This is a genomic window from Ahrensia sp. R2A130, from assembly GCF_000179775.1.
Lineage (GTDB): Bacteria > Pseudomonadota > Alphaproteobacteria > Rhizobiales > Rhizobiaceae > Pseudahrensia.
This window is the reverse complement of record NZ_AEEB01000042.1, coordinates 12153-34927: the sequence shown is the minus strand read 5'-3', so window position 1 is coordinate 34927 and position 22775 is coordinate 12153. Positions and strand designations below refer to the sequence as shown.

General features: G+C 59.0%; 21 protein-coding genes and 1 pseudogene. 11 read left to right on the top strand and 11 right to left on the bottom strand.

Translation table 11 applies throughout. The features are described 5' to 3' along the window. Positions 1 to 800 precede the first annotated feature (800 nt). On the top strand, positions 801 to 1004 hold the full coding sequence (locus tag R2A130_RS16810; protein WP_040306464.1) for a hypothetical protein: 204 nt from the start codon (positions 801 to 803) through the stop codon (positions 1002 to 1004). 712 nt (positions 1005 to 1716) lie between these two features. Continuing rightward, a complete protein-coding gene (locus tag R2A130_RS16800) occupies positions 1717 to 1968 on the top strand; it encodes a hypothetical protein (RefSeq protein WP_156798588.1) in 252 nt (83 codons plus the stop codon). A gap of 58 nt (positions 1969 to 2026) precedes the next feature. Here R2A130_RS16800 and R2A130_RS18995 read toward each other — a convergent pair whose 3' ends face one another. Beyond that, positions 2027 to 2218 (bottom strand): transposase, encoded by a 192-nt coding sequence (locus R2A130_RS18995; RefSeq protein ID WP_247869294.1) that lies wholly within the window; start codon positions 2216 to 2218, stop codon positions 2027 to 2029. Positions 2219 to 2259: 41 nt separating this feature from the next. Continuing rightward, positions 2260 to 2386, bottom strand: a pseudogene (locus tag R2A130_RS19185) (IS6 family transposase); the annotation flags it as partial. A 476-nt stretch (positions 2387 to 2862) separates the two neighbouring features. Between R2A130_RS19185 and R2A130_RS16790 the strand changes: the two are divergent. Both R2A130_RS16790 and R2A130_RS16785 read left to right on the top strand, forming a co-directional pair. Then, positions 2863 to 3600, top strand: coding sequence for a GntR family transcriptional regulator (locus R2A130_RS16790; protein ID WP_009465397.1), 738 nt, complete (start codon positions 2863 to 2865; stop codon positions 3598 to 3600). Positions 3601 to 3620: 20 nt separating this feature from the next. Continuing rightward, positions 3621 to 4853 (top strand): amidase, encoded by a 1233-nt coding sequence (locus R2A130_RS16785; RefSeq protein ID WP_009465396.1) that lies wholly within the window; start codon positions 3621 to 3623, stop codon positions 4851 to 4853. On the opposite strand, the gene R2A130_RS16780 is transcribed toward R2A130_RS16785, so the two are convergent. From R2A130_RS16780 to R2A130_RS16755, 6 genes are read right to left on the bottom strand one after another with little or no spacing between them, the layout of a single operon-like run. Further along, positions 4850 to 6382 carry a malonyl-CoA synthase gene (locus tag R2A130_RS16780; protein ID WP_009465395.1) on the bottom strand — a complete coding sequence of 511 codons (1533 nt, stop codon included), beginning with the start codon at positions 6380 to 6382 and terminating at the stop codon, positions 4850 to 4852. The genes R2A130_RS16785 and R2A130_RS16780 overlap by 4 nt on opposite strands. A 4-nt stretch (positions 6383 to 6386) precedes the next feature. Then, positions 6387 to 7268, bottom strand: coding sequence for a MaoC family dehydratase N-terminal domain-containing protein (locus R2A130_RS16775; RefSeq protein WP_009465394.1), 882 nt, complete (start codon positions 7266 to 7268; stop codon positions 6387 to 6389). Then, the gene (locus tag R2A130_RS16770; RefSeq protein ID WP_009465393.1) at positions 7268 to 8113 is read right to left on the bottom strand and encodes an enoyl-CoA hydratase; all 846 of its coding nucleotides are present in this window, start codon (positions 8111 to 8113) and stop codon (positions 7268 to 7270) included. Before R2A130_RS16770 ends, R2A130_RS16775 begins: the two co-directional genes overlap by 1 nt. Next, entirely contained in the window at positions 8101 to 8877 is a 777-nt protein-coding gene (locus tag R2A130_RS16765; protein WP_009465392.1) for a short-chain dehydrogenase/reductase, read from the bottom strand. The genes R2A130_RS16770 and R2A130_RS16765 overlap by 13 nt, the downstream gene beginning before the upstream one ends. A gap of 20 nt (positions 8878 to 8897) precedes the next feature. Next, entirely contained in the window at positions 8898 to 9260 is a 363-nt protein-coding gene (locus R2A130_RS16760; RefSeq protein ID WP_009465391.1) for a cupin domain-containing protein, read from the bottom strand. Further along, positions 9253 to 10608, bottom strand: coding sequence for an MmgE/PrpD family protein (locus R2A130_RS16755; protein ID WP_247869292.1), 1356 nt, complete (start codon positions 10606 to 10608; stop codon positions 9253 to 9255). Before R2A130_RS16755 ends, R2A130_RS16760 begins: the two co-directional genes overlap by 8 nt. A 409-nt stretch (positions 10609 to 11017) precedes the next feature. Here R2A130_RS16755 and R2A130_RS16750 point away from each other — a divergent pair, with 409 nt between their 5' ends. From R2A130_RS16750 to R2A130_RS16720, 7 genes are read left to right on the top strand one after another with little or no spacing between them, the layout of a single operon-like run. Then, the gene (locus R2A130_RS16750; RefSeq protein WP_009465389.1) at positions 11018 to 12181 is read left to right on the top strand and encodes a PotD/PotF family extracellular solute-binding protein; all 1164 of its coding nucleotides are present in this window, start codon (positions 11018 to 11020) and stop codon (positions 12179 to 12181) included. Positions 12182 to 12196: 15 nt separating this feature from the next. Next, a complete protein-coding gene (locus R2A130_RS16745) occupies positions 12197 to 13108 on the top strand; it encodes an ABC transporter permease (RefSeq protein ID WP_009465388.1) in 912 nt (303 codons plus the stop codon). 22 nt (positions 13109 to 13130) lie between these two features. Continuing rightward, on the top strand, positions 13131 to 14018 hold the full coding sequence (locus tag R2A130_RS16740) for an ABC transporter permease (protein WP_009465387.1): 888 nt from the start codon (positions 13131 to 13133) through the stop codon (positions 14016 to 14018). 19 nt (positions 14019 to 14037) lie between these two features. Continuing rightward, positions 14038 to 15147 carry an ABC transporter ATP-binding protein gene (locus R2A130_RS16735; protein ID WP_009465386.1) on the top strand — a complete coding sequence of 370 codons (1110 nt, stop codon included), beginning with the start codon at positions 14038 to 14040 and terminating at the stop codon, positions 15145 to 15147. A 36-nt stretch (positions 15148 to 15183) separates the two neighbouring features. Further along, entirely contained in the window at positions 15184 to 16101 is a 918-nt protein-coding gene (locus R2A130_RS16730; protein ID WP_009465385.1) for a polysaccharide deacetylase family protein, read from the top strand. Further along, a complete protein-coding gene (locus R2A130_RS16725; protein WP_009465384.1) occupies positions 16098 to 17291 on the top strand; it encodes a CaiB/BaiF CoA-transferase family protein in 1194 nt (397 codons plus the stop codon). Before R2A130_RS16730 ends, R2A130_RS16725 begins: the two co-directional genes overlap by 4 nt. Positions 17292 to 17307: 16 nt before the next feature. Next, on the top strand, positions 17308 to 18492 hold the full coding sequence (locus tag R2A130_RS16720) for an acyl-CoA dehydrogenase family protein (protein WP_009465383.1): 1185 nt from the start codon (positions 17308 to 17310) through the stop codon (positions 18490 to 18492). A gap of 19 nt (positions 18493 to 18511) precedes the next feature. Here the strand turns inward: R2A130_RS16720 and R2A130_RS16715 are convergent, their stop codons facing one another. The 3 genes from R2A130_RS16715 to R2A130_RS16705 are packed head-to-tail and all read right to left on the bottom strand — an operon-like array spanning position 18512 to position 22773. Next, positions 18512 to 19261, bottom strand: coding sequence for an Asp/Glu racemase (locus R2A130_RS16715; protein WP_009465382.1), 750 nt, complete (start codon positions 19259 to 19261; stop codon positions 18512 to 18514). 3 nt (positions 19262 to 19264) lie between these two features. Then, the gene (locus R2A130_RS16710; protein ID WP_040306459.1) at positions 19265 to 20476 is read right to left on the bottom strand and encodes an NAD(P)/FAD-dependent oxidoreductase; all 1212 of its coding nucleotides are present in this window, start codon (positions 20474 to 20476) and stop codon (positions 19265 to 19267) included. Next, positions 20473 to 22773, bottom strand: coding sequence for a xanthine dehydrogenase family protein molybdopterin-binding subunit (locus R2A130_RS16705; RefSeq protein WP_009465380.1), 2301 nt, complete (start codon positions 22771 to 22773; stop codon positions 20473 to 20475). Before R2A130_RS16705 ends, R2A130_RS16710 begins: the two co-directional genes overlap by 4 nt. Positions 22774 to 22775 lie beyond the last annotated feature (2 nt).

Sequence of the window (22775 nt, the reverse complement as noted above, 5' to 3'; positions counted from 1 at the left end):
CGGCGACTCTCATAGCCTGAATATACAACAATTTGCGTGTTGGCCCGATGTCGGTGCGGGCATCGTGAAACCTATTGCTCAGGCATGTTGCCGATGTTTGTTTGACTTCGATTGCACCTGCTTGCTGCGAAAGCCACAAAACGACACTCATCTCCGCATCCACGCTTAGACATTAGAAACCAGCTTGCGTGCCATCGCGCGCGACACCTGAAAAGTCGCCAATCACAAACCCATCCCGCGAGTACCGACATTTAAGTTGATTAGCTGCCGATCTACAATCCCAAGTCGTTGGTCTGAACTTTTTGTACTGAGCCACTTTCATCGGTCCTCTAGGTTTAGAACATTCCCAGCCTCCCTCGCGAATTTCCCAGCTAGATGGAAAAAATTCCCTGCAACTTCGAGTAGGGAATTCTCCGCTTAAAGCATTGTTTTACCCCGAAAATAAATCAGAGATTTCGACCTAAATTAGCGTATCGTCGAAATATTCCCTGCAATTTACCTGATAGCAGGTAATTTCTGGGCAAAGTGAGACGGGTTCGCGTCAGACTCGACGATCCGCCATTATATCTTGCGAAAGCCTTATTTTATAAGGCTTCGATAGCATCTAACTAGACTTCGATTCCACTATTTGTCCACTTTTTGATTATACCCGTAGCGTGCTCTCTCGAATTTTTATGCCCATTCCCCTTTCCAGCACCACTTGGTGATATCTGCGTTTGGACCTCCATCGAGTGAGCCCAAACGTTTTGGACACAATCGCGCAAGGCTGAAATTTCTGCGTCTCCTCGATAGAGGAAGAAATGATGAAATTGGCGTACCCGATAGACGAAGCGGTCAATGCGAGCAGTATCAAATGCTCCAAGCTCTACGAGCATATTCGCGGGAAGAAGCTGATCTCAAAGAAGGCACACGGTCGAATGCTTATTCTTGCAGATGATTTGAAGCTGTTCCTCGACACACTTCCAGACTTCGTTCCAGCGGGCTGCTTGCACGATGACGCATAAGTTCACCACGGAACAGAAAAGGCGCCCCAAGATATCGGGAGCGGTTGTTATTGAGAAATTATCTGAGAAGTTTCCGGTCGAGACTTAAGCCCTGAGCTATCTATCGTAAATTCAATCGGAATTCCTGACCATTGCAGCAGGTCGTCGACAGAAATTATCCCCTTCTCCAACATCTCATCGTGCAGGGAATGACGCTCGCTCTGATTGCTGAGGTACTCGATGCAATCGGCTGCTCGGAAGCTAACGGATGTAATGTAAACTGCAAGACGCTCTCATCCACGCCTTATCAGAAGGCGTAAACAGTCTGCGATCGTTGGTGGAGCGAGGCAAGCTATGCCGCACTTGGCACCGCCAGTGGCTTCGAGAGGCGAAAACTCAAATCCAAACTCCGTTCTACAGTTTGTCGCACCGATCCGAACAATACCGCAGGAAGCTGCCGATGGCCGCACGAAACTGCCAGTTTCGGCAGGTGACCGCAGTGAAGCACAGACCAACCCAGATACCGCCGATCTGCGGCGGCGCAATGCGGCAGTCGGAAATCCGGACAATCGTGTTGGAGCTCCAATGCAGCAGCAGAGGGGCCCTGCGCATTCGCCTGACCAAGCCATTGAACAAGGACAAGTGAACCAATCGGCTTCCACGAGAAGTCGAAGAATAGCCACGCGTACAGGGGCGCGCCTTTTAGCCCAGTTGAAAGAAAATGGAGAACATCATGACGAATAAAACACCGCCCGTATTCATCGAAATCCATGGACAGGGATCTGTCATCGGCAAATCTTTGGTGACCGATTTCGTCTATATGGCTCTCGCCGATCGCTTGGGTCATCCCACTATCATTCACGTCGAGGCGGACCGTGAGCTCCAAGTGTATCGCGAGATGGAGAAACGCATTCGTACAGAAGAATTTGTGTATTTTTCAGACGCACTAGGAGAAGCCGTTGGCGGGCGTTGTCAGACAAACTAAATGTGGTTCGGCTTTGATCTGCGTCGGGGTTCTTCAGGCTGCAACCAACTGCTGCCACTCACCCAAAGCAACATCGCGGTTCGATTTGAAATGATGGCGACTGGTGAGATGACGTCGCTGATTGAAGTTGTTGTGGACGAAGGCGTGAACTGACGAGAACTTCTACTGCCCTCCATAAATAATGCGTCTCGCCGTTAATCCTCACGAACACCTCGTCCAGATGCCACCGCCAATTCAAATAGACACTCATCTTCTGGACACGCTCTTTTCGGATTTCGCCTGCAAACATAAAACCAAATCTGTTCCACCAGAAGCGGATGGTTTCGTGGCTGATGACGATGCCACGCTCATGCAACAGGTCCTCAACGTTGCGCAGCGAGAGCGGGAGCCGGACATACATCATCACGGCTAACCGGATGGCCTCTGATGATGTCTTGAGATAGCAAAGGGTGAGCGATGGGCGATCGCAAGATGCTAGATGGCCGACGAACCAATCTTAAGAACGTTCCTCTGACAACGCCCACCACGAGAAGAACGCCCTAAGTTCGCTTTTACAAAACCAGCGTTAGGCGTCTAAGGTTCTTATCGTACAGCCATCATTTTAGAATTTATGCCTTAGTCAAATCGAGTGGTTCGCAGCGTCCGATCTGGATTCGAAATACGGTCGGCGACTCAAAAAGGCATAGGTCTTTCGACTGACGAGTCCACTAAAATCTGCATCAAATTTTCGCTTTAAATCAACGTGCCTCTCCGAAAATCTCGTTAGATAAATCGTTGGGCCTAATGTCTATGATGGACGCAGCACTGCAATTTGGGATACAAATATCATCGAGTTGCGATCTAGGGAGATCGCTGCGAGCAAAATTGAAACCGAAGCGAAAGCATAGCACGCCCATGGCATCCGGAACCGTAAAACTTGCCGCTGCCGAGCAGGCTTATCGCACCATTCGTGCCGATATTGTCAGCGGCGTTCTGGTGGAGGGCGAACGGCTGACGGAAGAGCGGCTGTCCCATGTGTTGGGTGTCAGCAGAACTCCCGTACGCGATGCGATCCGAAGGCTTACCCACGAAGGCTTCATCGAACGCCACAGTGGCTACACTACCCGCGTTGCGCGATTTCCTGAAGATGAAATGAAGCAGGCCTTCGATCTGCGCCAGATGCTGGAATGCTATGCTTGCGAACGGGCCGCTCAATTGGCCACCGACGAGGAAGTGGATCTAATCACGGGCTATAGCGAGGAAATCGCCAGCCTGACGCCGCCGCGCAACGAAGACGAACACGCCCGTATGACCGAGGCGAATGAGGCGTTCCATCGCACCATTGCAAAGGCTGCCCGCTCACCGCGCCTCATCGCGCTGATGTCGCTGGCTTTCGATGTTGGCATGGTGGTGCGCACCTACCGCCGCTACAGCGAAGAAGAGCTAATCCGTAGTGCCGGTCATCACCGCGAGATTGCCGATGCGATCCGTGCGCGTTCGCCGGAATGGGCCGGCTCTGCCATGCGTACACACATACGCGCCGCGCAAACCGCTGCGGGAAAAGCCGCAGCCAGAACGAGCCAGGGCATCGCAGAAGACCTGAGTGACACGCGAACACCGAACGGAAATATTGCTGTCGACGCTGCCGAATGAAACCGGCTGCGAAGCGGAGCATGAGCCTGCAGGCCGCGCAGAAACGCTTCAACATTTCAGGCAGTGCGGTCATGGTTCCCGCTGTAGTCGGTGCCAATGGCAACGGTCCGCTTTCGGGTCTTACCGTCGGAATGAAAGCCAACATTGCCGTTGCCGGTCATATCCACTCGGCTGGCATGGCCCACAGAAGCAGCATCATCGCCAAGAACCATGCCTCGATCACGATGCGCCTGCTGGAACAAGGCGCTGATCTCGTTCCCCATCTCAATATGGACGAAGCCGCACTTGGAGGTTTGACGGATAATGTCCATTTCGGCCGCACCGATAATCCGCGTCTTCCAGGCTACAATGCTGGGGGTAGCTCCGGCGGGTCGGCTGCTGCCGTGGCGGCGGGATGTGTCGATGCAGCGCTGGGCACGGACACGTTGGGCTCCATCCGCATTCCAGCTTCTTGGTGCGGTGTTGCGGGTTTGAAACCGACACACGGTCTGGTCGGCCGCACGGGCATCGTGCCGCTGGCATTGGGACTGGATGTCGTGGGACCGATGGCACGAACCGCAGAGCAGCTTCTGCCGCTGCTCGATTGCCTCGCGGGGTTCGACCGCGATGATCCCGACAGCCTTCCCCTGCCCGACGATTGGCACACCAAAGAAGCGAAACTATCAATGCGGATAGGTGTTCCGGTCGAAATCGGCGGCGTCGATTGCGAACCCGAAACCTTGACCGCCCTTACCATGGTGCGCAAAGCTTTGATGTTCTGTGGCCATGACGTGGTAGCGATTTCCGTCCCGGGCTGGTCGCCGCCGGACCTGCGCCGTGCCGCGTTTCTGGTTCTGGAGGCCGAAGGTGCCGTGGCGCTTGCCGAAGATCTGGCGCGGGGGGATACGTTTTCGCCCGATGTGCGAAAACTGCTGATGTATGGTCATGACGTTCCGGCGGTAAAACTGACCACTGCCATGATGGTGCTGGCACGGGCCCGTGCCGGATTTGCCCGCACGTTTCTAGACGTCGATTGCCTGCTGATGCCAACCACGCCGCAGCGCGCGACGCTGGCAGATACAGCAGCCCCTGCCAATCAGGCGGATTTTACAGCGCCGGCCAATATTGCGGGCCTCCCCGCCATCGCGGTGCCGGTGGAGTTGCCGAACGCCGACCGGCCCGCCTCGGTCCAGCTCATGGGTCCAGCCTGGTCGGACAGGTGGTTAATCGCCTGTGCCGTGAAGTTGGAACAGGCGTTGGCGAAAGCGGCCTAGCCCATCTTGCCAACGGGCTTGTCGAAGAGACCTGCATAGCCGTCGCGCAGAATGTTCTTCTGCACCTTGCCCATGGCGTTGCGCGGCAATTCGGCCACCTCGAAAATCGCCTTGGGGCGTTTGTAACTCGCCAACCGGGCCTTCATCCGTCTGCCCAACCCGTCCGTGTCGGACGCCCTTCCCGCTTCTGTGACGGTGACGGCAACGACCGCCTCTCCAAAGTCGTGGTGGGGGACGCCGAACACGGCGGATTCCTTGACCCAGAGCTCTTCGTCGATCACGAGTTCTACCTCTTTGGGATAGACGTTGTAGCCGCCGGAGATCACAAGATCCTTGTTGCGGCCGACGATGTGCAGATAGCCGTTCTCGTCGATGCGACCCAGATCGCCGGTGATTAGAAAGCCGTCGCGGCGCAAATCCTCGCTCGTTTTCTCCGGCATGTTCCAATAACCTTTGAAGACGTTCGGTCCCCGCACTTCCACCATGCCGATGTCTCCGTCAGGCAAGGCCGCGCTGCCTTCACCATCGGTGATGCGCAGATCGACACCGGGCAGTGGGAAGCCCACGGTGCCTGCACGGCGCTCGCCGTCATAGGGGTTCGACGTGTTCATCGACGTTTCCGTCATGCCGTAACGTTCCAGAATACGGTGCCCGGTTCTAGCTTCGAAAGCCTCGTGGGTTTCGGCCAGCAACGGCGCGCTGCCGGAGACAAAAAGACGAATGTTCGACACTAGATCAGAGTTGAAACGCGGGTCGTCCAGCAGCCGTGTGTAGAAGGTTGGAACGCCCATCATCGTGGTGGCCTTCGGCAAGGCCGCGATGACCGGGTCAATGGCGAAACCGGGCAGGAACAGCAGTTTGGCCTTGGCCAGCAGGGTGGTGTTGATGGCAACGAAAAGACCGTGGGCGTGGAAGATGGGAAGGGCGTGCAGCAACGTGTCGTCCTCCGTGATCCGCCACAGGTCGCACAACACGCGGGCGTTCGACAGCAGGTTGTCATGAGTCAGCATGGCCCCCTTGGACCGGCCGGTGGTGCCGGAGGTATAAAGCAGCGCCGCAACATCCCCGCCCGTCCGTTCCGCAGGCTGGAAATGCGGCTTCATCGCATCGGCCCTGTCGCGAAACGTGCCGTGGCCCTGCGCGTCCAGTGTCAGGCAACTGGCTTTCGCTGTTGCGGTCACGGGCTGCAATTCGTCCAGCATGTGCGGGTCGCACACAAAGAGGCCTGGCGTTGCGTCGGCGAGAAAATAGCCGATCTCCTGCGCGGTGTAGGCCATGTTGAGCGGCAGGAAAATGACGCCGCTCATCAGGCATGCGCCGTAGATCGTGAGAGCGGCAGGCGATTTTTCCACCTGCATCGCAAGCCTGTCGCCAGGTGCGAGGCCTGCTTCGGACATCACGTTGGCGGCGCGGGCAACGTCGTCGTGGAACTGCCGGTAGCTGATCTGCGAACCGTCCGGCAGGCGCATGAAGACACCATCGTCGTCGGCAGCAGGCGCCAGCAGCGCATCGTAGAGTGGATTGGTCACGGGCTCAGCTCACCTCCTGTTCGGCATCGAATTGCGCGGTGACGGCCATCGACAATGTTCCGTCCTCGGTGCGCGCCCAGCTCGTGACGGCATCGCCATCATCGCACAGTTCCAGATGGACCGGGTCGCCGCAGAAGATCGGGCTGTGGGCGCGGATATCGAATGAACGCAGACGCCGCTGCGGATTTTGGGCAACTGCCATGTCCGTCAACAGCGCAACGCTCAATGGGCCGTGAACAACGAGGCCGGGATAGCCCTCCACATCGCGCGTGTAGTCGATGTCGTAATGGATGCGGTGACCGTAGAAGATCAGCGCAGAATAGCGGAACAGCATCACCGGATCGGTGGTGGCGAGCTTATGGAATTGCGGATCCTCCGGTGCAGGTTTGCCCGCAGGCGGTATCGTATCGGAAGACGGCATTTCGCGATAGACGATGTTCTGCGTCTCGGTGAAACAGGGCTCGCCGTCGGCTTCGAAACGATGCTCGACTGTGACGAAGCATAAGGCGCCGCTGCGCCCGGACTTCAGGGTGATGTCGGTGACGGTAGAGGTCTTCGTCGCCTGCTGCCCGATCCGCAACGGCTGGTAGATTTCGACCCGACCACCGGCCCACATGCGGCGCGGCAAATCGACGGGCGGCAGGAATCCGCCCAGCCGTTCGTGACCATCTTCCTTCAGTCGTGAGGCGGGAATCTCGTCGTTGAAATAGATGTAGTGCCAGAACGGCGGCAGGGCATCGCCCGTCGTCGCCTGCGGTTCGCGGTCGAGCGTGGCCTCCATCAGTCGGGCGCGGCGGGCGTCTATGGTGTCGGTCACGGTCCGGCTGCTGCCGATCCATTCGCGCAGCTTGTCGATGTCACGGGTGAGTGGAATTGCGTCGTCCATCATCGCCTCCGGAAAACGGGTTTGCGTTTCTCGGCAAAGGCCTTGCGACCCTCGGCGTAGTCTTCGCTTGCGAAACAGGCTGCGGTCAGCGCGTCTATATCTTCACGGCCGTTCCCGCTGCCCGATAGGGTAATAGCGCGTATGGTCGCTTTTGCCGCCTCCACCGTAAGTGGTGCGTTCTGCGCGATGCGTCCGGCCAGTTCGGCCACGGTGTCGGCAAGATCTGCACGGGCGACGACCTCATTCACCATGCCTTTGGAAAAGGCCTCATCAGCCGTGAACAGTTTGGCGGTGTAGAGAATTTCGCCAGCAACAGATGGTCCAAGAACGGAGACCAATTTCTGTACGCCGTCGTAGCCATAGCCAAGCCCCAGCTTTCCTGCGGTGATGCCCATACAGGTGTCATCGGCGCAGATGCGGATATCGCAGGCGATGGCCAGCCCCATGCCGCCGCCGACGCAATAGCCTTTGATCTCCGCGATGGTGGGTTTAGGAAAATTGACCAGAGCCGCGTCCGCCGCTTCCGAGCGGGCGTTGTAGTCGCGCACGCCTTCGGCGGTAGAGCGCAGGGCGTCAAACTCGGTAATGTCAGCACCGGAGACGAAAGCCCTGTCACCGGCACCGGCAAGCACCACGACGCGGATCGTATCGTCGGCGGCGAAGGCGTCCAATGCCTGTTTCAACCCGTCCCACATGGCCAGTACCATAGCGTTCATACGGTCGGGATTGTTAAAGATAATCCGCCCGACGGGTCCGTCGCAGGTCGCTAGCAGCCGACCGTCGGCCAACTCCATCGGCTTCATCATGGACGTGCCTTGCGGGCCATCCGCCTTTACGCCGTCCATTGCCCGCCCCCGTCCATATCGATCACGGTGCCGGACAGGTATTGCACCTTATCGGATGCCAGCATGGCGGCCAGTGCCGCGACCTCGTCCGGGTGTTTGGGGCGTCCGAAGGGGAAGGCCTTCGGGTCGATCAACTCTTGCCAGCGGTCGGCATCGCCCAGTTCTTCGGTGGCACGTTTGCGGAACATCGTCGTCATGCGGTCGGTCAGTGTCGGCGACGGATTGATGCCGAAAACGCGCACGTTGGATGCCGGTGTTTCCGCTCCCAATGCATTGGTGAAGCCTATCAACGCGGCATTGCCGGCTGCACCGCAGATATAGTTGGAGCGTACGGCCCGTCCGCCCATGCCAATGATGTTGACGATGGTGCCGTACCCCCTGCCCGTCATCGCAGCGCTGTAGAGTTTGCACAGATGGATGTAGCCGAAGACCTTCAGGCTCCACCCCTCGTGCCAGTCGGCCATATCCAGATCGGCCAGACGTCCGGGTTTGATGGCACCGGCATTGTTGACCAGAATGTCGACCTCGGGACAGCGGGCGAAAAGTGCATCGCGGCCCTCGTCGGTGGACAGGTCGGCGGCTATGGTGCCCACCGTGCAGCCTGTCTCACCAAGCTGCTGTTTGGCGTCGGCCAGTGTATCGGCCGAACGGGCGACCAGCGTCAACCGCGCACCTTCGGCAGCAAAAGCGCGGGCGGTGGCCAGCCCTATGCCCTTCGATGCGCCGGTGACGAGAACATGCTTGTCGGTGAGACCGAGGTCCATGATGAGGCTCTTTCTTGTAATCAGACGTAATATTGAATTTCGAAAAAAACGCAGCCCTGTGGAGAGCTGAACGGCCCATGCGGCGTGCCGGGCGGGCGGCAAGCGTAGCACGGCGTAGAGAACTCTTCGCCCGCAGCGATAAGTATCCCGTCCATCAGATACACCTCTTCCCAATAGTCGTGCAGGAACTGGTCGGGTGCTACTGTTCCCGGCAGAAAGCGTATGAGTCTTGTGCGCACTCCGCGTTTGACATCCTCTTCAAGCAGGCCGGAGAGCATTTTCTGCTGAACGCCGGGGGCACCACCCGGAACCTGTTCCCAGCCGTTTTCGAGGTCGACTGCCCCGAACGGGATCGGTGGTTTGATGTCGGCAATATCACCCATGAGTGGTTCCCATCATGTTTTGGAGTGGTGGAATGGCGGCCAATGCACGGTTAAGCGACACCATGTCGGGCTGGCCCGGCAGATGTAATACAGCGTCGGCAAGCCGCTCTGCATCGCCACGGGCCACGCCGCCATGGTTCGCGTTGGCGATGAATTTCTCACGGATGGCGGCACCGCTCATCAGCAGCTGCGGATCACCTGGCGCGTGGCGCGTGGTGTCGCGCAGGACGGTTCCGTCCGACAAAGTGACCGCGATGCTCGCACCCATCGTCGCAGGAAACGCTTCCGTCAGGCCCGCATCGACCTGAACGGAAATGCGGTTGCGCAAGGTGATAACGGCCTCATCGACCAGCGATCGGTCGTCGAAATGGTCGAGGGTGGGCGGTCCATATAGAAGTGCAATAGCTGCACAATGCTGGAAACTGAAACGAGCCTCGGCGGCGGTTTTCGGTTCCGGGTTGTTGCAAAACACCTGCCCGGCTTCGTAAGTGTCCGCCACGATGGCTTTCACGTTCAGCACATCCACGTTGTCGCGCAGTTGCAGCGCCAGATGGATAAGCGGATGCGTGTGGCGGCAGGCGGGCCATGGCTTGAAGCTGACATCGTGCAACACCCATGAGCTTGTCGGGTCGTGAACGACGACGTCGCAATCGGCGTCGGGGTAGTATGTCTTGAAGAAGCCCAGTGACCCTTCGAGAATCTGCCGCGCTCCAGCGCAGCCTGCCGCTGCCAGAGCTGCAGCCGTGATGCCGGCACGGGCGGCGTGCGCGGTGGCAAGCTGCTTGCTGTCGGTCTGTTCCAGCCGACATTGCCACACGCCCGATGCCTGCATCCCCGCCTGCCCCAATGCGTCGACACATCTCTCATCGTTAAGGCCGAGAAGATGCGCGGCAGCCATGGCAGACCCGAAGACACCGCAGGTCGCGGAATTGTACCATGGCGAATAGCCGTTGGTTGCAGCCGCCATTCCAACGCGGATAGCCGCTTCATAGCCGATCAATACTGCATCGAGACATGCGTCGCCGGATGCGCCGACCGCTTGCGCCTGAGCCAGCGCGGCAGGCACCACCACGTCACCGGCATGCATGATTGAAGCGCGGTGCAGGTCGTCCATTTCCAGCAGATTGCCGAGGCCACCGTTGACGAATGCTGCCTGTTCCGCGCCAGTTGAAGGCGCGCCCGTTATCGACGAGCAGATTGCACCTTGTGTCGCTTGCGACGTCGACCAACGGTCCAGCGTACGAGCCATTGGTTCCCCTCGCGCGGCAAGCGCACAGCCCGCCCAATCGAGAACATGCAACGCAGCCCTTTGTCGGTCATTGCTATCAGTCGCTTTCCTGCACAGCATGACCAAACGTTCGCTCACCGATGAATCCGCAGCAAATATCTGCGGTTCACAGGTTTTGGATCGCGTGAAAACGACGGCGCTCAACGCGGCAACTGCGGTGGCTGTGAAGGTTCGGTCAAACTTGGCCCGCGCTCGGCTTCGGATAGATTTTGCATACATTATATAGAAATTCGTGTCCATTCTGTCGGAACAACATTGAAACGAAAGATCGGAAAACCATCATATTGATAAATAAATTATATATATTTCATATAGATAGATTATTTTGCAGAATGATAACTCTGCAATATCGTGTAAAAATCTTCATTTGATTGATTGCAGAATGTATGTTTCTGTGTACAAAATTAAACCAAAGGTGAAGTCTGCTCCACTGGCTCCGCCCCATTCTTCAGCGAAAGTGAAACAGACCATGGATCAACTCGAATTCAACCGTCGCCAGATGCTCACGATCATGGGTGGGGCAGCCGCTGCCGCAAGTCTCCCACTCGGTGCTTTCGCAGCCGACCCGTTCAAGCTTTGGGCACCGGGCATTGCCAAGGTCGGCGGTAAGGACTGGGCTGCCATGGAAAAAGAAGCCGGAATTTCCATCGCCAATATCGCCAAGAGCGCCCGTGCCGATGAATCCATTCAGAAGATGGTCGTGGGTGACGGCAACAAGCTCTACGATGCCATGACCGACAACGGCGGCGGCATGGAAGACGCGCTCGCGTCTCAAGGTGCGATCGTCGAAATTGACACGTCAAAGATCCCCAACTGGGCCAATGTCGATGCGCGTTACAAAGAAGGCGGCGATGCTGCCGACACCATTCGCCACGAAGGTAAGGTCGTGGCCATTCCCTATATTTCCAACGCCGACAGTCTCGCCTTCAACCATGAAAAGGTGGGCGAAGAGCTGACGTCTTGGGAAGCTCTTTTCGATGAACAGTTCCGTGGGCGCGCGGCCATGCAGAATGATTTCGGCCCAACGCTGACCAACACGGCGATCTATCTCAAGCAGTCCGGAAAACAGGATATCGTCAACGCCTCCGACATGACGGAAGACGAAGTTAAAGGGGTGTGTGGCTTCCTCATCGACCTGAAGAAGAAAGGCCATTTCCGCACCTTCTGGGATGGTGTGCAGAACGGTGCCGACCTGTTGTCCTCCGAAGAGGTTCTGGTGTCATCGTGCTGGGAGGTCATCCAAATCTTCGCTGCACGCAAGAATGGTCAGGACATTCGCTACGGTTCGATGAAAGAGGGCCATCAGGCCTGGAACAACGTGGTTATGCTAACCAAAGGTGGCCAGGAGCGCGGCATGGAGGACAGCTTCAACGCGCTCGCCAATGTCTATCTGTCGCCGTGGTTTGGTTCACGCACGCTGGCCGGTCTCGGCTTCACACCGCAGATGACAGGTGTCAACGAGTATATTGAGTCCAATCCGGACGAGTTCGACGCCGACACCAAAGCTCTTCTCACTGAAAGACTGGCCCGCAAGAAGGAGCGGAACGAGAATCCCGGCAACGCATGGCAGAACGTCTTCCCCACCAACATCCGCGCCTATCAGGACTGGTGGGCACGGGTTCAAGCTGCCTGATCGGTCGAACAGTAAATGGATTCTACAACTTCAAAGGCTGCCGGCGGCTCGTCTGTCGGCAGCCTTCGACCGTCTCTTTCGGAAACCATGGGCAAATGGGCCTTTCGTTTGCCCATCATCTTCATGGTCGTTTTCTTCGCCCTGCCGATGGCCCTCACGGTCGTGTTCAGCGTCTTCGAGCGAACAATGTTCTGGATGGAGCCCGGCTTTTCGCTCCTTGCCTATGAGAACTTCTTCTTTTCCGCACGGCTGAACAATTTTCTGTCCTCGATGTACTACTCGCTGATCGCGGTAGCGATTTGTTTTGTGCTCGGTTTTCCCATTGCGGTCTTTCTGCGCAAATCCGTCCCGCAAGTGGCGCAGCATCGGGTCGTGTTGCTGTTCATCCTTCCCTTCATGGTGTCGGAGGTCATTCGTGTTTTCGCGCTGCGGCCAGTGCTGCAGCGCAACGGACTGGTGAATGAAACGCTGATGGATCTGGGACTCATCAGTGAACCGATCACCGCCCTGCTCTATTCCCATACCGGTGTTATCATCGGCGAAGTCATGTCCTTCCTACCCTTCATTGTGTTCTCCGGATTTCTCGCCATGGAGGCCGTGCCGAAATACATTTTCGAGGTCTGCGACGATCTGGGTGCCGGTACGGTTCGGCGATTCATAGACGTGATCTTGCCGCTCGCCGCACCGGGAATTTTTGCTGGTTGTGTGTTCATCTTCGTCAATGGTTTGGGCGTTGCCCTGCTGCCTAACATTCTGGGCGGGGCCGGTGCCGTAAACGCAGGGCTGATAGCCACACAAGCCATCGCCGCACTCGATTTCCCCCTCGCCATGGCGGTGAGCGCCATCATGATGGCAACGCTCATGGGGCTTCTTTACATCGGCCACAGGCTTTTCGATCTCACCAAGATCCTGTCCCCGATCAACTGATCCGGAACCGAGGAGGCGCGCTATGAACGACTACACGAACCCATGGCTTCACCGCCTCAAATGGGCCTATATGCTACTGATCGTAGTTACGCTGATGAGCCCGGTGTTCTACGTGATGTACATCTCGTTTAATGCTAACGGCTTCGGGGCAAACGAGTACGATTTCACCTGGGAATGGTACGGCCTCATCTTCTCCGACAAACTGCTGATGGGCGCGCTGGGCTGGACCATGACGCTGGCCGTTACAACCACTGTCATCGGTGTGCCGATGGCCTTGCTGGCGGCGAAATTCTACAAACGAGCGCAAAACAAGGTTTTGCCAGTTTTCCTGCTCTTGGCTCCACTCTTCGTTGCGCCAGACATTCTGGGCTCAGCGCTTCTTGTGTTTTTCAAGAACACGAATATCGTCTTCGTGACGTTGGGTGATGCCCTAGGCACCGGCATTTTCGATGGCTGGTTCGATCTCGGTTTCATGACGGCTTTGATCGGTCTCATCATCTACACCATCCCCTATTCCTTCGTGGTCATTCTTATCACCATGGGCCGCTACAACCCTGAACAGACCGAAGCGGCGCGATCCTGCGGTGCAACCGCGTGGCAGGCATTCTGGGATATCGAGTTCCCGCAGATCCGCGCCGGTGTTTTCAGTGCCGCCTCCTTTACGCTCATCCTGTGCTTCAACGAATACACGCGCACCAGTTTGCTGAAGGGTGGTTTCGACACGTTCACCACCGTGCTGATTTCACAAATGTTGAACACGGGAATGTCGGAACAATCCTACGCGATGTCTGCTTTCGTCAGTTTCGTCGCGATCGCCATCATTGGTGGCATCATAATCACCACCATGCTGCGAGCCGAAATGCTGGCGCGGCAACACCGCGAAGTGGCCGAACCGGCCGCTGCGAATTGATCACCGAGGTTCCATCACCATGACATCCCCAACCGGAGCGGTTGCTCCACCTGCTGTCGAGGTCCGCGGACTGGCCAAGCATTACGGCGCTGTCGTTGCGCTGACCGATGTCGACGTGACGATCGCAGCCGGCGAGTATTTCGTTCTTCTCGGCCCTAGTGGCGGAGGCAAAACGACTCTTCTGCGCACGATCGGTGGCTTTCACCGCCCCACCCACGGGCAGGTCCTGCTGCACGGAAATGATGTCGGCCACTTGCCGCCGGACAAGCGGCCCACCGCGATGGTGTTCCAGTCCTACGCGCTGTTTCCCCATATGAACGTGCTGAACAATGTCGGTTATGGCCTCAAAATCGCGGGTCTCGGCAAGGACGAGCGGCGCGAGAAAAGTGCTGCGGCACTCACCATGGTGGGCCTTGATGGCTATGCCGACCGCAAGCCGCACGAACTGTCCGGCGGACAGCAGCAGCGGGTCCAACTGGCCCGGGCAATGGTGTTGGAGCGTGACATTCTGCTGCTCGACGAGCCGCTTGCTGCGCTCGATGCCCAGTTGCGCAAGGATATGTGTCTTGAGCTGAAACATCTACAGCACGAATTGGGCATGACCTTCATCCACGTCACCCACAATCAGGAAGAGGCTATGACGGTCGCCGACCGGATCGCGCTCATCGCCGACGGTGAGCTGGTGGAGGTCGGTCCGGCAAAAGAAGTCTATCGCGCCCCGCGTCGTCGCTTCACCGCGAGTTTCGTCGGTGAGAACAACATATTCGAAGGCACCGTCACAAATGTCGAAGGCGCTGTAGTGTCCGTCGATGTGGCAGGAACGAATGTGGCGGTCGATCCGGACGGGCAAGACGTGGCCGTGGGTGCCGCCGTTTCTCTGTCGATCAGATCGGAGTTGGTGAAACTGACCACCCGTGGAGCGGATATAGCTACCGACCCCGGCGCATCCCTACCTGCGACCTACAAGGAGGCCGTCTACCTGGGCCTCACCACATCGCACCTTGCCGACATCGACGGTGGCGGTGAAGTGGTGTCGCGCGTGGTGGAAGATCTGGACGAGGATGTGGCTCAAGGCACACCGGTTCTGGCCTACTGGAACCGCGAAGACCTGCGCCTGCACACGTCCTGACTTCGACCCTGCACAATCGAAAAGGAGAGCATTATCATGTGGTCCAACCCCCGCGTTCCGTATCAGATGGCCTCCGCCCGCCGCAGGCTGGAGCCGCTCGATGGCAAGCCGATCATGGTGCATCTGGCGATGAACGTCGAATACTGGCCCTTCGACCGGCCCATGCCGCGCGGCATCATTCCCGCGCCCCACGGCGCTGCCGCAACGCCACCGGATGTGCCAAACTATTCATGGGTCGAGTACGGGATGCGGGTGGGTATGCCGCGCATCATGAAGATGCTTGCCGACCGAAACCTGCCTGCCTCAGCCTTCATGAATGCGCAGGTAGCCGACATCTACCCTTCGTTGATGGACGCTATCGTCGAGGCGAAATGGGAGCTCGTCGGCCACGGCTGGTTTCAGCAGACGTTGAAGCAGGTGGATGATGAAGGCGCTGTCATCGCAAAAACGCTGGAGAGGTTGAAACGGGCCGATGGCAACCAGGTGCGCGCATGGCTAGGGCCGGGTGTCGCCGAAACGCTGGACACGCCCGACGTTCTGAAAGCGCAGGGCATCGAGTTTCTGCACGACTGGGCGGTTGACGATTTGCCCGTATGGATGCGCACCGAGCACGGCCCGATGGTCGGCCTGCCCTACACGTTCGAGCTGAACGATGTGCCGGTCTATGCCATTCAGAACGGCTCCTGCGACGAGTTTCTAAAGCGGCTAGAAGCGACACTCGCGATTTATGAACGTGAGACCCAGGACAACCCTCGCGTGCTGACGCTGGCTCTTCATCCACACATCATCGGCGTGCCCCATATCGCGCATTACTTCGAAAAGGCGCTCGATATTCTCACCGCTCGTGACGACACGATTTTCGTCACCTCCAGCACCATGGGCGACTGGTTCGTGAAGGCGGACGGCACGGACGGTGCTGAAGTGGCCGACTACAATTCAGGGTTTCCGGCATGAGCGACAAGACACCATCAAGCGCGCTGGCTGGGCTGAAAGTGCTCGATCTGACGCGGGTTCGCGCCGGACCGGCCTGTTGCCGTATTCTGGGTGATTTCGGTGCGGATATCATCAAGATCGATGCGCCCGAAGGCCTCGACAAGAACGCCGGCATCAGCGGCGACAGGCATGGCTATGACATGCTGAATCTGCATCGCAACAAGCGGTCGCTGACACTCAATCTGAAATCGGAAGACGGTCTCGCACTCTTTCTCGACATGGTGAAGCGCGCCGATGTCGTGGTGGAGAATTTCCGCCCCGACGTTAAGAACCGCCTTGGCATCGACTACGGATCCTTGAAAGCCGTGAACCCGCGCATCGTGCTGGCCTCCATATCCGGTTTCGGTCAGGACGGTCCGGCAGCGGGCCGCGCCGGTTTCGACCAGATCGCGCAGGGCATGGGTGGCCTGATGGGCGTGACCGGTTTTCCCGGCGAAGCGCCGTTACGGGCAGGCACGGCTGTCGCAGATCTTTCTGCAGGCACCTTCGCGGCGACCGGAATCCTCGTTGCCTTGATGGAACGCACAACCTCAGGACAGGGCCAGTGGGTGCAGACATCGCTGCTGCAAGCGCAGATCGCGATGATGGACTTTCAGGCTGCCCGCTATCTCATAGACGGTGAGGTGCCAGCCCAGGGCGGTAACGATCACCCCACCGTCACACCCATGGGCGTGGTGGAAACCAGCGACGGGCATGTCAATCTCGGTGTCGGTGGTGACGGCCAGTGGCAGGCCTTTTGCGACGCCATCGACCGTCCCGACCTCAAGGCCGATGAGACCTATGCCACGATGTCCGGGCGCACCGAAAAACGGGACGAGATATGGGCCATCCTGCGCCCGATCTTCGCAACGAAGACAAGCGCGGATTGGATCACGCTGCTCGATAAGCACAGCGTGCCGGTCGGGCCGATTTACCGCATGGACGAAGTCTTTGCAGACCCGCAGGTTGAGCACTTGGGAGTAGCACAGAATATAAGCGATCCGATGCGCGGCGACGTACGGGTGGTGGCTGTTCCCATCGACCTGTCACGAACACCATCCAGTCTCGTCTCGTCGGTTCCCGATGCGGGCGAACACACCGATATCATCCTGAACGACCTCGGGCTAGACGCGGACCGCATAGCGGACCTGCGCAGCCGGGGCGTCATCTAACGAATTGGAAGACCCTATGACCGATCTCGACGACATCACCATTCCCGCAGGAGAATCCTGGACCGACATCCGCGAACCTGTCGCGCGGCTGTGCGAGGACTTTCCCAACGAGTACTGGCTGAAGCTCGACAAGGAAGACGCCTATCCGCACGACTTCGTTCGCACGTTGACGGAGTCCGGGTTTCTCGGTGCACTGATCCCGGAAGAATATGGCGGCTCCGGCCTGCCGCTTTCCGCTGCCGGTGCAGTGCTGGAAACCATCCATGAACGCGGCTGCAACGCCGCCGCCTGCCACGCGCAAATGTACACCATGGGCACGGTGCTGAAATACGGCTCCGACGAGCAGAAGCAGAAATACCTGCCCGGCATCGCCAGCGGCGATCTGCGCCTGCAGGCTTTCGGTGTGACCGAACCCACCACCGGCAGCGACACCACCCAGCTGAAGACCCGCGCCGAGAAAAACAAGGCGGGCAATTACGTCATCAACGGTCAGAAGGTCTGGACCAGCCGTGCCTATGAAAGCGATCTGATGCTGCTGCTGGCGCGCACCACACCGACGGACCAATGCGCCAAACGCTCCGACGGCCTGTCCACCTTCCTGCTCGATATGAACGTCGCGAAAGACAACGGCCTGTCGCTGTCGAAAATCGACGCGATGATCAATCACAACACCTGCGAGGTGTTTTTCGAGAACCTCGAAATCCCCGCGGACACTCTGGTGGGCGAAGAGGGTAAGGGGTTCAAATACATCGTGGATTCGATGAACGCCGAGCGCATCCTGATCGCCTATGAATGTATCGGTGACGCGAAATTCTTCATCCGCAAAGCGGTGGAATATGCCAACGAGCGCGTGGTTTTCGGCAAGCCCATCGGCACGAACCAGGGCATTCAGTTCCCCATCGCGGAAGCCTATGCCAAGGCGCAGGCGGCCGAACTGATGGTGGCCAAGGCCGCTGCCGTATTCGAAGGCGGACACCGCGCTGCCGCAGAAGCCAACATGGCCAAGATGATCGCTGCAGACGCATCATGGGCGGCAGCGGAAACCTGTATGCAGGTCTATGGAGGTTTCGCCTTCGCGAGCGAGTACGGCATCGAACGCAAGTGGCGCGAGGCCCGTTTGTACCAGACCGCGCCGATCTCCAAGAACATGATCCTCGGCTATCTCGGCCAACATGTGCTGGACCTGCCGCGCAGTTATTGAACAGCGATGTGTGGTGAGCCTAGTGTTCTTCGAAAATTCGTCCGCGGCCCGTGAGGCGATCGTCGATCCCCGCCGAGCGGACCGCAGACCACGCGCTGACGGTGTTGATCGCGATGGCGGGTTTGCCCAACCGTTTTTCCGCCTCGGCGCAAACTGCAGCACCGGCAAGATTGGTGCCGACCTGAACGAGGGCATCCACGTTATCCGTATCGATCTCGTCGAGCGCCCGACGGATTTGATCTTCGGAAACCTCGGCGATGGCGAGCGGGCTGGGGCATTCCAGACCCTTCAACGTCACGACCTCGAAACCGGATTCCTCAAGCCAAGCCTTCACCTGCTCGTCGCCCTTGGGCATGTGCGGCGTCAGCACGGCGATCCGCTCCGCCTCGAACGCGCGTAACGCACCGGCCACCGCGTCGGACCCGAGTATCACCGGAACACCAGCATGGTCGGACAGTTTGCTTTTCAGGTCGCGCGATCCGGCAAGACCGCCCCAGAAGGCTTCCAGCGCGACACCCATGATGACCTGATCGACACCGGCGGTCATCACCTGGTCTATGGCGATCTCGATTCCGGCGCGCATGGCGGCCACGTGATCGAGGAAATTGTCGGTCGAAATCTTCTTGTTGGAAATGGGAATGCGCCCGATGTGATAGGTCACTCCCGGCAGACGGCAGGCATCGGTTTCCGGCTGAACGATGGTGTTGGTGGAGGGCACGACAACGCCGATTTTTTGGCGGTGGCCCAGACTGTCTGATCGGTCTGTCATGGTTCAGGTTTCCTTTTCACTGTTCAGGCTGCGCAGGCCGGCGATGAGAGATGCATTCATCACCCACGCTTTGTGGCGTTCGGGGTCGGCGCTGCTGTCGTGCAATTCGGCCTTGGCAGCAGCTCTCGCTTCCGGTGTCTTCGCTTCCAGCCGCTTCTTGTTCTGGATGGTCTGCGCCTGAACATAGGTCTTGGCGATGCTGCGCCGCTCCTCGTCATAGGCGTCGAAAAGCGCTTCGGCCCGGTCCGGTTCGGCTTGGGCAGCGACCAGCTTACCGGCCAGATTGATCGCATCGTGGATACCGGAATTCATGCCGAGCCCGCCCAGCGGGTTGTTCACATGAGCCGCGTCACCGGCCAGAAAAACACGGCCCTTGCGGAAGGATGCGGCGACCCGTTGGTTGACAGCATAGATGTTACGGTGAAGCACATCGTCCAGCGTCAGGCTGGAATCCAGCCCCCCGATCTGCTGCCGCACATAGCTGTCGCATAGCGCATCGACTTCACCATCGGCAGCAGGCGCGGGAAAGACCGTCCGCCACAGGCCGGGCGGGCCATCATGGGGAACCTTGAACAGCGCACACCATTGTTTCGGGTCGAGAACATAGTTGCGAACAGCGAACCCGCGCTGGAAGAAATCATGCGTCGTGGTGAGAACGAGAAATCGCTCTTCATAAGTGAACCCTTCGAACGCGATATCGAGCGCCTTGCGGGTCAGACTGCGGCCACCATCGCAGCCCACCAGATAATCGACCGTCATCTCCCCGTCACCATCCGGACCGTCGAACCGGATGCTCACACCATCACCACGGTCATCGAAACCGGTGACTTGCGTCGCTAGACGCAGGGTGCCGGGGCGCATGGCCTCAATGGCCCGCGCATTGGTGTCGGCCACTTTGAACTGCTCACATTGCACGGCGAAGGGAAACGGGGTCTCCCCCGCCAGATTTCCGTAATCGTATTTCGCAATGATCTCGTCGGATGCGCGATCCCTGAACTGGAACACCTCGGCCTTGAGGCCCTTGTCGATGATGGTGCCGCCCGTGCCGAGCTCGTGTAGCATTTCCAGCGTGGGCGGTTGCAAGGTAGCGGCCCGCGGGTCAGCGGGCAGTGCCGGTTCGCGTTCGAACAGCGTAACGTCGAAACCAGCGCGCAGCAAAGCCAGCGCCATGGTGGTGCCCACCGGGCCCGCCCCGATAACAGCGCAAGATGTCATGGTGTGTCCCTTTCTCGAAGTGCCGCCCATATCCGGGCGGGTGTGGCGGGCATGTCGATCGGCCCGGCCCCGGCCCGTGCCAGCGCATCGCAAACGGCATTGATGGTTGCAGGCAGCGCGCCCACCGTGCCGGACTCGCCGACGCCTTTTGCGCCGAGCGCGTTTGCGCTGGTCGCGGTCGGGCTGTGCAGAACAGTCATCATGGGCAAATCGGCAGCTCGGGGCATCGTGTAGTCCATCAGTGATCCGCTGAGCATCGCGCCTGTATCGGGGTCGAACACCACACGTTCGTGCAGGGCCTGACCGACGCCCTGCGCCACACCGCCATGCACCTGCCCTTCCATCAGCAGCGGGTTGATGATGGTCCCCACATCGTCGACGACGAGATAGGATTCCAGCGTCAGCGTACCAGTTTCCGGGTCGATCTCGACCTCGCAAACATGTGCACCGTTGGGAAACGTGCCCGCATCCGTTGGAACGAAGGCTTCCGCCTCATAGGAATTTCCGGTTGCGCTGCTGAGATCGTGCAGGTTGATAGCCCGGTCGGTGCCGACGACCTCAAACCGGCCATTCTCGAACGCGACATCGGCCACCGAAACCTCCAGATGCTCGGCGGCATCCGGCAAGGCGAGAGCGATGATCTGCCGGGCGCTGTCTGCAAGGGCATGTCCTGCCGCCCCCATGGTTCGCGAGCCGAACGTGCCGAGCCCATTTGGAATTTCACCCGTATCGCCGGTGCGAACCGCAACGCAGTCGGTCCAGCCGAGAAGCCTTTCCGCGATCTGGCGGAAGGCGGTCGAATGCCCCTGCCCCGCGTCGCCGGAGCCGACATCCAGCGTCAGGCCGTCTTGCGGATCGACGGTGATGCGGGCGAATTCCGGCAGTTGCGCGCCTGCAGGGCCACCCCCTGCCGGTTCGATGGCACAGGCCAGACCGATGCCGCGCAACATGCCCCGCGATGCAGATTGTTCACTTCGTGCGTCGAACGAACCCCAGTCGGACGCCTCCAGCGCCTTGTCGAGTGCGGCGGGAAAATCTCCGCTGTCATACACGTATCCCAGCGGCGTGGCGTGGGGCATCTGGTCAGGTGTGATCATGTTGCGGCGACGCAGTTCGACGGGATCGATGTTCAATTGTCGTGCGGCGATGTCGATGATCCGCTCGATGAGATAGATCGCCTCGGGCCGCCCCGCACCGCGATAGGGTGCCATGTGCATCGAGTTGACGTGCATTCCGCGCAGGCGGGTGTGGATGAGCGGGGTGCGATAGACGCCCGCCAACCCCGCCAGGTTCGATGTCATCGGGTGCATGGCCATCGGACCGTGATGGGCACCGATGGGGGCAAACCCGTCGATGCCGAGTGCGAGAAACCTATTGTCCTTGTCCAGCGCCAGTGTCACGTCCACCGACATTTCGCGCGATTGCGCATCGCAAAGAAACGCCTCCGAGCGGGTTGCGCCCCAACGCACCGGACGGTTCAGCAATCGCGACGCCATAAGCACCAGAACGTCCTCGGGATAGGCGCCGTTTCGCATGCCGAACGAACCGCCGGTCTGCTCCGTACGCACGATGATGTCCGCCGGTTCGATGCCCAGCACGTGCGCCGCCTCCGCCTGCACGCGGTGCGGTGCTTGGGTGCCCGTGTGGAGTACGGTGCGCCCGTCACTTTCCGGAACGGCAAGCGCATTGCGTGGCTCCAGCGTGACGGCAGTGACGCGGCTGATGTCGATCCGCGCCGTGATGACGTTCGACGCTGCTTTCTGCGCAGCCTCATACGCCATCCGGTCACCCAGTTCCTGAAAGAAGGCGGTGTTGTCCGGCCTGTCGCTCCACACAAGTGGTGCGTCCGCATCTGCCGCGCGGCGCGCGTCGGTGACGGGCTCTGTCTCTTCGACGTCGAGCCATACGAGTTCTGCGGCATCCATCGCTGCGCGTCGGGTTTCGGCGATGACGACCGCAACCGGCTCGCCGACCCATTTCACATGATCCTGCACCATGGGAAGATAAGGCGTGGGAACGACTTCGCTGCCCTTCGGCACGTAACGCAAGGCGAAGGCCTGAAGGTCGCCCTGGTCCGCGCCGGTGAGGACGGCGGCGACGCCCGGCGCTTCGCGCGCAGCATCGACGTCCAATCCGGCGATGCGCCCGGCGGCATGGTCCGACCGGACGACGTGCATCCATAACGCGCCATCAGCAGCCATGTCGCCAGCGTAACACCCCTGCCCCTGCACTAGGCGGTCGTCGCCATCACGGGGCAACGGCTTGCCGAAGTTACTGTATGTGCTGTCCTGAACCATCC